At 33.0% G+C, this 10,896-nt stretch carries 10 protein-coding genes and 1 pseudogene; 2 read left to right on the top strand and 9 right to left on the bottom strand.

The features are described from left to right. Positions 1-188: 188 nt before the first annotated feature. Together KA828_RS07970 and KA828_RS07965 are read right to left on the bottom strand one after the other, a co-directional pair. On the bottom strand, positions 189-743 hold the full coding sequence (locus tag KA828_RS07970; RefSeq protein WP_107629383.1) for a TetR/AcrR family transcriptional regulator: 555 nt from the start codon (positions 741-743) through the stop codon (positions 189-191). 159 nt (positions 744-902) lie between these two features. Further along, positions 903-1,892, bottom strand: a complete 990-nt coding sequence (locus KA828_RS07965; protein ID WP_210125994.1) for a metal ABC transporter solute-binding protein, Zn/Mn family — start codon at positions 1,890-1,892, stop codon at positions 903-905. Positions 1,893-2,169: 277 nt separating this feature from the next. Here KA828_RS07965 and KA828_RS07960 point away from each other — a divergent pair, with 277 nt between their 5' ends. Beyond that, positions 2,170-3,048: a CobW family GTP-binding protein gene (locus tag KA828_RS07960; protein ID WP_210125993.1), complete on the top strand. Its 879-nt coding sequence runs from the start codon at positions 2,170-2,172 to the stop codon at positions 3,046-3,048. A gap of 67 nt (positions 3,049-3,115) precedes the next feature. On the opposite strand, the gene KA828_RS07955 is transcribed toward KA828_RS07960, so the two are convergent. The 4 genes from KA828_RS07955 to KA828_RS07940 all read right to left on the bottom strand — a co-directional run bounded on the left by KA828_RS07955 (position 3,116) and on the right by KA828_RS07940 (position 8,184). Next, positions 3,116-3,643: a DUF3267 domain-containing protein gene (locus tag KA828_RS07955; protein ID WP_053030197.1), complete on the bottom strand. Its 528-nt coding sequence runs from the start codon at positions 3,641-3,643 to the stop codon at positions 3,116-3,118. Between the two features lie 86 nt (positions 3,644-3,729). Next, complete coding sequence (locus KA828_RS07950) at positions 3,730-5,769, bottom strand: Ig-like domain-containing protein (RefSeq protein WP_210125992.1); 2,040 nt, start codon at positions 5,767-5,769, stop codon at positions 3,730-3,732. Between the two features lie 30 nt (positions 5,770-5,799). Then, positions 5,800-6,864 (bottom strand): zinc ribbon domain-containing protein, encoded by a 1,065-nt coding sequence (locus tag KA828_RS07945; RefSeq protein WP_210125991.1) that lies wholly within the window; start codon positions 6,862-6,864, stop codon positions 5,800-5,802. A gap of 6 nt (positions 6,865-6,870) precedes the next feature. Then, positions 6,871-8,184, bottom strand: coding sequence for a PrsW family glutamic-type intramembrane protease (locus KA828_RS07940; protein WP_107629389.1), 1,314 nt, complete (start codon positions 8,182-8,184; stop codon positions 6,871-6,873). 209 nt (positions 8,185-8,393) lie between these two features. Here KA828_RS07940 and KA828_RS07935 point away from each other — a divergent pair, with 209 nt between their 5' ends. Beyond that, a complete protein-coding gene (locus KA828_RS07935; protein WP_210125990.1) occupies positions 8,394-8,912 on the top strand; it encodes a hypothetical protein in 519 nt (172 codons plus the stop codon). Between the two features lie 65 nt (positions 8,913-8,977). On the opposite strand, the pseudogene KA828_RS07930 reads toward KA828_RS07935, so the two are convergent. From KA828_RS07930 to KA828_RS07920, 3 genes and pseudogenes are all read right to left on the bottom strand, one after another. Beyond that, positions 8,978-9,298, bottom strand: a pseudogene (locus KA828_RS07930) (aldo/keto reductase); the annotation flags it as partial. Between the two features lie 310 nt (positions 9,299-9,608). Further along, positions 9,609-10,694 carry an FAD-dependent monooxygenase gene (locus KA828_RS07925; RefSeq protein ID WP_210125989.1) on the bottom strand — a complete coding sequence of 362 codons (1,086 nt, stop codon included), beginning with the start codon at positions 10,692-10,694 and terminating at the stop codon, positions 9,609-9,611. Continuing rightward, positions 10,652-10,858, bottom strand: coding sequence for a hypothetical protein (locus KA828_RS07920; RefSeq protein ID WP_210125988.1), 207 nt, complete (start codon positions 10,856-10,858; stop codon positions 10,652-10,654). Before KA828_RS07920 ends, KA828_RS07925 begins: the two co-directional genes overlap by 43 nt. Positions 10,859-10,896: the final 38 nt, after the last annotated feature.

Genomic DNA, 10,896 nt, shown 5'->3' with positions numbered 1-10,896 from the left:
TGCTATTTTGCAAATTCGCAGTAGCTGACTGAACTGAATATGCGCTTAAATCAAGCTTTTTTCAGTTATTGTCATCCTTGCGGGCGGGGTCACCAGCAAAGAGAATTTCATCAAGAAATTCTACAAGCTAGGCGATAACGAAATGAATTGTAGAAATTTTGTCCCACACTCGATGTATTGTTGCAGATTTACTCTGCGACAGCTTCCTCTATAAACAACTGTGCGATATATAAGGCATGACTAGATGCTTCTTCAACACCGATAAGTGTCGTCATTGACGTCGCTCCTTCCATAAGCAACGTATATCGACTCGCAAGATCATGCGCATTCTTCAATCCACTACTGATAGCTAGTTGTTCTAAATATTCTAATAATCGCTTTTTATGTCCTCTTGCGATTTCTTCAATGTTATTATCTGTATCTGCATAATCTTCTATCGCACGTAGAAATAAATCACCCATATATGAGTAATCTTTCAACCATTTACAATGTGCTTTGACCGCACTAATAAAGGGTTGTTCTGGATGATTACTTACATAACTATCTAAATACTCCCAATAGCGTTCTTCCCGCTGTTTTAATACTTCTTCAACAAGATGCTCTTTTGATTCAAAATGATTATATAAAGTCATCGTTGCCACGTTGGCTTCCTGTATAATTTGCTTTAAACCTACACCATTGAATCCATATTCATAAAACAGTCGCTCGGCAACTTCTAATAAATCTTTTTTCTTCTTCGACATCATTATCACTCATTTAAAAATATAATAGTCGTTCTACTTTAAAGTATCAGAGATATTTTCTTCTGTCAAAAGAAGTTTTCTAATTTATTTAAAAAGACCTCATGACGCTTGTCATGAGATCTATACACGAAGGTCTGTCACCTTGTATTTTAAATCATATTATTCATTTTTAAGGGCTTTTTCAATCGCTTTAACGTTCTCTTTCATAAATGATTGATACGTATTTTTATCGTCATCTTGTTGTTTCGTATGTGAGCCCATATTGTAGAATTTGATTGTTTCTGCATTTGTTTCTTTTCTCACTGTCTCTGCAACTTTGTTCGATACATTTTCTTCAGCTAAGATATATTTGACTTTATCTTCTTTAATTTGTTTAACAATGTTTGTTAAATCTTTTTGGCTAGGTTCTTCAGCATTCATATTTTGAATACCTTCTTGTTTGAAATTGTATCTATCTGCTAAGTAACCGATAGAATCATGTGAGATATAAACTGTTTTACCTTCATTACCTTTAACTGCTTGTTTCATATCTTTATCGATGCCTTTTAAGTCTTTAACTAATTTTTTATAGTTATCTTCATAGTAATCTTTATGTTCACTATCTTTCTTAACTAATTCATCTTTAATTTCTTTAGCAAATTTTTGGCTAATGACAGGATCTAACCAAATATGTGGGTCATATTTACCATGGTGATGATGTTCGTGCTCTTCGCCATGATCATGGTCATGTTCTTCACCATGTTCATGCTCATGTTCGTGTTCTTCACCTTTTAATAAGTCACTATTTTTGTCTAATGCTGCTTCTAAAGATAATGTTTTATCTTTGTCATTAATTGCTTTGGCAATCTTCTTAGCTACAGGGTCTAAATTGTCACCTGTGTATACGAATAAATCTGATTTGCCGATATCAACCATTTGTTTTTGACTTGGGTCATATGTATGTGGGTCTACTCCGTTTGGATAAACTGATTCAACATCAACATATTTACCACCGATTTGTTGTGCAAATGATTTTAATGGATAAACTGTCGTCTTAACTTCTAATTTACCTTTATGATCAGATGACTTTTCACTATCGCCTTTGCCACATGCTGCAAGTGATAACGTTAAAACAGCCACGAATAATAAAATAATACTCTTCTTAAACATGTACACATCTCCTAAATCAAAATCGTTACGTTTTATTATTCACATTAAATGGTGTAATTGTCAATGCTAATTTTTAAAATCTTAAAACTCTGACAATAGAAATAGGTTTAATCTATCTTTATCTATTCATTTTATTTTGAAAATGATTATATGTTTCGATATACTTTTCAAATAGTAACTATTACGATTTAAAAACTTGGATCTATTTCCTTTATCATAATCGTTATTTAAAATCATGAATGACATCACTCGTCTCATTCATAGTTAGGAGTTTATTATGGAGATTATTATTGTTGGGGGTTTCTTAGGCAGTGGCAAGACAACGACATTAAATCATCTGATTACAGACGCCTTGGATCATAATTTAAAAACCGCATTAATTATAAATGAATTTGGAAAAATGAGCGTCGATAGTCAACTCATCCATCCCGCTATCCCTATAAGCGAAATTGTGGAAGGCTGCATTTGCTGCGCTATGAAGTCCGACGTATCTCAACAACTACACGAATTATATTTAGCACATCAACCAGATCTAGTATTCATTGAATGCAGTGGTGTGGCAGAACTATTGGCTGTTGTCGATGCCTGTTTGACACCTGTCTTAGCACCAATCACTACAATAAGAAGCATGCTTGGTATTATTGATACGAAACTATATGCGCAATTGGAAACATACCCTAGAGATATTCAAGCGTTATTCTATGAACAGTTAAGTCATTGTTCTACATTATTTGTGAATAAGATTGATATCGCTGATGTCGAACAGATTGCTCGTCTATTAAGACACCTGGAGGTTATTAATGGAGAGGCAAATATACAAGTAGGACAATGGGGCGAATTATCTTTAAATACATTGTTAAACGTGAAACATTTGGATGTTAAACAAAGTGGTACGCTCCATCACGCAATCAATCATCAGTTAATAGAACCACCTCTCTCACAAACGAAAGCAGCGTTAATTGAAAGATTAACCCAACTCCCACAACAAGTTTACCGTGTGAAAGGATTTGTTCGTTTTACAGATCATGAATTGATACATCTAGTTCAGTATGCTGAAGGAGAGATGGAATTAACACCCGTTCAATTTAAATCAGACGTCCCTTTATATTTGGTAGTCATTGGCAAGCAGTTAGATGATATAGCGTTGGTATTATAAAACTAAAAGCACCCAACAGGTCATTTGATGTTGGATGCTTTTAAAAAATTTATTAAACATATCTTAATTATGAATGGATAATAATGCCTTTATCCGTTGTTTCAATGGTTGCATCTTTCGGAGCTTTAATCATTTTCCAAACCCAATAGAAATCACCAGCGCAACATCCTGCATGAAATGTGGCGAAGAAGAAAAAGAGCCCCCGTGGAAACCACCCTAAAAATAACGTCACTATAAATAGCATTGTGATAATGACAAACGGTGCGATACTACTAATTAAAAATGTGAGCGGTGTAAACGTCCCGCCTGGTATCGCACAATAAATCATACCGTTAGCTGCACCGAAGTAGACTTTATTCTTAGGAGAAAATAGTTTGAAACATACGCCGTGAATACACTCATGAATAACAAACATTAGTACAATAAGAATAATCACGAATAATGCATTAACTAACAAAGAATCAAAAAATTTAGGTGCATCCGAAAACTTCATAATAATATAAAAAATGATACCAAAAACGACAAAGCTAATATAAGAATATATAGCTAGCTTATTCGCCAATTGTTTATCTTCTAACAAATTAATTTCTTCCAAAGATAGCGCCCCTTTTGAAAGTTTTGTTACTACAATCGTAATATGTTTTCGTGAAGTTCACAATGCATCGTTGTTTCATTTTTGATTTATTTTACTTTTAACTTTAAAGAAGCACTCTTATTATTCGCTTTATCTTTGGCATACATAACAAGTGCTGTTCCTTTTTTCTGTGGTCTAATGTTAATCGCATATGTTCCTTTAGAATTAACAGTAGCACTTCCTAATTTAGTAGAACCTTTGTAAATATAAACGATTGACCCTTTTTCACCTTTGCCAGAAATCGTTCTTGGCGCCATCTTGCTGACTGTTGGCTTTTTAGGTGCTGTCTTATCTAACACTGTTATTGTTATGATTTTACTTTTATTTTTATATTTATTAACTGTGTAAAGTTGAATTTTGCTATTCGCCAATTGTTTAGGTATTTTCATAAAATATTTGCCATCTACTACTGGCGCTTGCCCTATCTTTTTACCATTCACATAAGCATACATCGTCATTCCTGAAGTAGCTTTACCTCTTATTTCCGTTGAAAAGTCTGCAACAGGATCTGCTGAAAATGATTGTACATTCTCTGTTCTTTCAACTTTAAATTGACCATTTAGTTCGTTGTTAGCGAACACAGGATTATATCTCATTTCATTACCATATTTATCAGCAGCTAATATTTGATTTATGTTCACAACACCTGTCTTAATATAATCCGGAAGTTTAAACTGGAATTTAACTTGCCAGTTACCATTGTCCAGTAGCGTCAATGTTCTTGTAGAATGTGTAAACTGCATTGGAATGTATTGGTGTGTTCCTCTTTCATAGCCATATGGTTCAACTGTAGACATATCCGCACTTGCAAACATCAAATCACTTTCCTCTTCAATCTCAGCCGTAAGCGTCACAATATCATTTGGATTATACACTTTCTTATCTAAGTTAATGTTCACCACTTTTGGATCATCATAGTCTGCTTTACGTGTTGATGAAGCATCAAATGCTGAACCATCATAACCACCTAACGGATCTGCTGTACTATCATTGATTACTTTAATTACAATATGATTGAAGTTACTCTCAGAGTTACTATCATAATTATCATTCCAACAATTGATATCTAAATCAAATGCCTCATCCACCATTTTATCTGGTAATTTAATTTCAATTAATGATTCCCAGTTGCCATTAGGTTTCTTGTAGAATCGAGTTGTACGTCCTATGTAAGCTGTTCTATCAAAATAATAAGGCGGGTCCATTCCATTCCAACCACCTAATCGATGAGAAAAAAGTTTAGCTTCATTGTAGATTGGTTTAACAAAATCTTTATTATGTTCCGTATATATTCTTACTGTTTCACCCGGTTTATATGTTACTTTATCTGTTTCTATTCCTAATATACCTTGATACGTAGTATCGCCATGTCCATATTTGTAAGTGCTATTTCCCTGTATATAACTCATTCGTTCATCATTATATTTTTTAATTCTTCTAATTTCTTTTTCTTGATCACTTGTAGCATTAGATGAAACTGTATATTTTCTATTCACTTTAATTTGTGGTGTCGTCGCTTTTGGTGCAACGATGTTCTGAAGTGATTTGTTTGCATTACTATTGTATTTGATTGGTGTGTTTACATTTTTAGTATTATTTGATGCAGTATTTAATTGTTCTTGCTTAACTAATTTTTTGTTATTTATTTCCTTAGTAGGTGCGGTTGTTACCTTTGTTGATTGTAAATTACTAGTGCTTTTTTGTATTTTTGAAGTGTTGACTTGTGGTGCATCACTCTTAGGAATGATTGATTGTTTTGAAGTCCCCACATCTGACTTAGTTAATGGTATATGCTGTTTTTGTTGTGTTGCATTTACATTTGTATATGTTTGTTGCTTATTTTTAACATTATTTAGACTGCCAGTAGTCTTATTAATGTTATTTTGAACTTTACTATTCGTTTGATTTTGTTGAACTGAGTCTTTTGACGTCGCTAGTTGATTATTTATTTTATTCTCAGCCGCAAAAGCTTTCTGCTGATTATCACCTAGAGTATGTGTAAGCATGCCTACCGCAATCATGCCTTGGCAAGCAATGAATGTCTTAATTGTCGTTTTGACTAATCGTTTTTGAATATTTTCTTTCATCTACCTATCCCCTTAATTTTTTATATTGTCCTAATAATCCCACTCTTCGCCATCCCATTCAGATGTGCTACCATCACTTTTCTCTACTATAATTGCTCGATGGGCTTTATCTTCATTTTCTTTACCATAATTAACTCTATAACTGAATTCACCTGCATCGACTGAGTGTATCCAATCACTACTATCTAACACATCATTCGCAATGGCTCTTGCTTCACTTGTACTTGATACTTCATCACTATCGCTATCATCTGAATTATTACTTGGTAATTGATCGACATTCTCTATAGCTAATACCATGCCATCTTTAATTGTTACTAAGACACTAAAATCATTATCTTTGTAAGTATCATAAATGAGCGTATTGCCTTCTCTATCGTCAGGTTCACCGTAATGTTCAATGTAGTCGTCTTCCGTTATATTACTTGGTGTGATAATGACTTGGCTCACATCATCGTGTTCATCATATAAAACAGCTATATCTCCATACTTTTCATATGTACTACCTTGTAAATAGACTGTGCCATTCGATTGTCCGTATTTCGTTTCAACACCTGAGCGACTCATACCGTTGTATATTTCTGCATAGCCGTCTTTAGAAGGTGCTTTCGTATAGGCTTGGTCAAATGCATCACTAAAAATATCAATTTGCGCTCCTTCAGAACTACTATCTGAAGTATCTGAACTTTGACTTTGTGTCGTATCATCAGAACTGTTATGACCAGTTAATTGATGATAAGCAAAATAAAGCCCATATACGAGTAAACCTAAAATAACGACTGCAAGTATGGCTAATAACACGTTTCCAAACCCAGAACGCTTATTTTGGCTATTATCTTGATAATGATATGCGTATCGATCATTTACTTCTCTATTTCTGGCAATTCTATTGTGATTACTGTATTGGTTATTTGGTTGATGGCTATGTTGATTATTTCGTTGATTACTTGATTGATTGTCATGTTGGTTGTTCGGTTGATCACTTTGTTGATTGCTTTGTTGATTGCTTTGAGCATCATGTAGCTTAGTCCCACAGTTATTACAAAATGATTGATTGTCATTGATTTTGTGTCCACAATTTGTACAGTATCTCATTTAGCACTATCTTCCTTCCATTTCTAGATAATCATTTTGAATTTGGTTTACTTGATTAAGTCCAGATTTCATTAATATAAATACAAAAATCCATGCAATAATGATTAGGAAAATCATTTTCAAATTACTACTACCTAAAACTGTTATATCAGTGTCCCAAATACAATGGAGAATTACAGATACAAAAAAGAAAAATAGAAAACGTTTATCTAAAATATTAGCCCAGGTAAAATGACGCGCATCTTTAACAATAACTGCTGCCGCACCAATGATAGCCGCCCATACTAAATGACCACCAATTGCTGACCAACCTCTTAAAATAGTAATATCCATAATCTCAGTTAAATCTGGTGTACCAGTACTCAAAATCCCATAATTCAAGATATATCCTGCTGTTTCAAATACAGCAAAACCTGCGCCTATAGAAGCACCAATCAATAGACCATTTAGTATCTTGTTTGTTTTAAGATAGTTAATAAATAAGATAACTATAATGGCTTTACCAAGTTCTTCAACTAATCCTATTAAGAACGCGTCAGTAATCGTCATGATTCCATAAGTTTCTAATTCATCACTAAAAGAGACAAAATGATACAAAATAATCGTACTTAGTAGCGAGAACACCCCACCTATGAAAAACATTTTCAATACTTCAAAGAAACTAATATTCTGAAACGCATTAGATTCATAGAAAAATATCAGACCTGAAATAGGAACAATGAGTGCACCTATAAAGATCAATCCAGGTAACGCATTCGTATTCGCAAATGTATTAACTAAAATTAATAAGACCATAAAAGTGATACCTAAAGCTAAAAACACACGTGAAAAGACCCATGGCTTAGCCCATTCTTGTGATACATCTTTAATGTGTGGTGTCGTATTTCTCGTACCAGCAATAAAAATGTCATCAGATTCATGCTTAGCATGAGATTTGAATACTTCTGAAAACATGTCTTTTAAATTTAAACTCAACACTTCTTCATTACCGGCGATTCTACCAATTGATTTCGTTGTATTATTAAATAAATTCTTTGCCTCATATGCTAAATTCATATTTTCTGTCATTTCGACTTGTTGATTGTTATGAATATAAGCCCCTTGCATTGTCTGATTATCCGTATGTGTTAAATCATAGCCACAATGCGTACAGAACTTGTCACTCTCATCTACCTTTTGATGACAAGTAGGACACGTTAAAGACGTTAAGATGTCCTCTTGGTCCATGGCTTTCAAGTTATCAGTCATTAAATCATGACCACAATGCTGGCAGAATTTATCATCACGATTGACATTACCACCACAAGCTAAACATTCCATTTAGTTGCACTCCTTATTTTTGATTATTATTAATACAAATATTTTAATTTATTTTTCATCAAAATACTATTTGTTTTTAAAGAATTTACAAATATTTATAATATATAATTAATAGGCGTTGCTATATTGAAATATTATTTAATTACAGTAGTCAAATATTTAATTAAAAGGTAAAATTAATTTATTATTTTCAAAATAAGGAGTATTATATGCAAAAAATTATTAACATATTAATTATTTCAATTCTATCCGTTATTCTAATTGGGCTAGTTGTATTCGGAGTGAGCTTTGGTAAAGATATCTTAACTAACGCTAATACAAAAGCACATAGTGCAAATAAAAATCAGAACAATGATAATAAATCTAAAAAAGAACAGAAAAAAGAAGAAAAACAAGAGGATGAAACGATGCAAACAAACATCAATGAATCAAATGGGAACGATACTACTGAACAAACTACCAACGCTCAAAGCGCATCTACTGGAGTAGTATCAAATACTAACGCAACACAAACACAACAAGGAAGTGTAGCCCAACCAAATTCAGGCACTGCAACATCTATAGAACATCAAGGATATAAGATGAGTCAACAAGAACTAGATCATTTATCTAAAGCGGAACAAGAAGGTATTGGATATAATCCAAATAACCCTAGAGGCGACGTCGGTGGACCAGGTATGTCAACAGCTCATGATGGTATTGGTAATGATGATGAAGATGTAGAATAATAACCATTAAAATTAAAGGCAGGAAACTAATGTGATGCAATACTCACATTAGTTCCCTGCCTTTTTACTTTATTGTAAGGTTGATGAATAAGTACTAAATCGATATAATCCATATCAAGTCTTTGAAGTGAACGTTCTACCGATTTTAGTGTATCTTCATAATTCACATTTTCTATCCAAACTTTTGTCGTAATAAATAGTTCTTTTCTATCAATACCAGAAGCTTTGATACCTTCTCCAACTTCTGTTTCATTTTGATAACTTTGCGCAGTATCAATATGTCTATAGCCAACTTTAATTGCATTTTCAACCGCTTCTTTAGTTTCTTCTTGAGGAATTTGATACACACCAAAGCCTAACACTGGAATTTCAACGTCATTTTCTATTTTTTAAAGTTTCCATTATTTCAACTCCCTAAATTTAATAATCTCACTATAAACTATGGAGTTAACTCTATGGCAAGCGATAAATTTAAAAATATTGATATGAATTTGTTTGTTAGTTGGTTAAATGTAGGCTGCAACTACTTAATAAACCCTCTGATTAATGATGCTGTTTTTATTACAATAATTACTCGACCTATTAAAATGAAATAGCTTTTGGAATTAATTTCTGATATAAAAAACAAAAATTGCAAAGCGTATTTACCATTGTAAATTGCTTCGCTATTTAAGTTTTTCATCCTTATATAAAATACTAAAGTTCTTTTGAGAGATCTGCATTACGCGCTTTTATGGATGGTGTATACTTTAATAAATTACCAAACAGATTACTTTTCATTAATGTTCTTCTTAATTTAATACTGTTCTCTCTTTTTTGTACTTCTTTTTCATTTTTAGATACAAAATTTCTTCTGCCTGTTGTCGCACCTTGTTTTTGAAATTGTTCAACTTTTGGTCTTAATATACTTTCCCATTCATTTAACGCATACTCTATATTATCTGGATATTTTTGTAATGCTTTTCCTAATAGATTAGCACCACCAAGTCCTAATGTTGCGCCCATTCCTGAATAGAGTGTTGGACACCATGCTGAGTCACCGACTAGTATGACACGACCTCGATGCCATGATGGCATTTTTACTTGGTCAGTTGTGCTAAATATGATGTTATCAGCTTGATCTAATTGCTCCAACGCAAATTCCATATATTTACCATAAGGTTTACCAAATACTTCTCTAATTCTTTCACGTGGATCTTTTTTTCTTTCCGCTTGTGGATTATCAGCTTTATACGTAAATAATATGGTTGCTGGATGATCTTTAAACGTAAATATAGTAAATGATTTATTAACTTCGTGCAAAATAACGCCTTGATCTATTTTTAAATCAGGTGAGTTTTCAGTTAGTTGATACGCACAAATCATATAATCTAATTCTTTAATATATTGTTCATGTGGACCAAATGCTAATTCTCTTACTTTAGAAAATACCCCATCAGCACCTATAACAAGATCATAAGAACTTTCAGATTTCATATTAGTTTTAAGATTTTTAGTAGTCACCCTTACTTCAGATGAATTTTGCCAAATAGTATCTGGCACTGTATCAAATAATATTTCGATATCATTTGGCAACGCTTTATAGACAGCGTTCTCAATATCGCCACGCAACATCATCCATGGAGCAAAAGATCTCGGAATATCAGCAAATCCAAGCGTATAACCTGTTATACCATTTCTATCTATTGAGAAATTAACAGAAGTAGAACTACGTCTATCATGTAAGAATTGAAGTGCTCCTAAATCTTGAGCAGCAGATCTACCAAGTCCAAATAGCGCCAAGAAATAGCCACCTTTACGCCGTTCTGAGGCTTTCTCAATGATGACAGGATCCCATCCTGCTTTTTTAAAGCTATTGCTGAAGAAATACCACTAATTCCTAAACCTACAATTAATACTTTTTTACTTTCTTTATTTGTTTTGTTATTTGACACATTATTAGACATGTTACATTCCCCCTGTGTGTCTAATAATATTTACGAGT

Source organism: Staphylococcus sp. GDY8P85P, from assembly GCF_017892405.1.
Classification (GTDB): Bacteria; Bacillota; Bacilli; order Staphylococcales; family Staphylococcaceae; genus Staphylococcus; species Staphylococcus borealis.
Note: the sequence above shows the minus strand (reverse complement) of the source record. Positions and strands in the feature narration are given on the sequence as shown.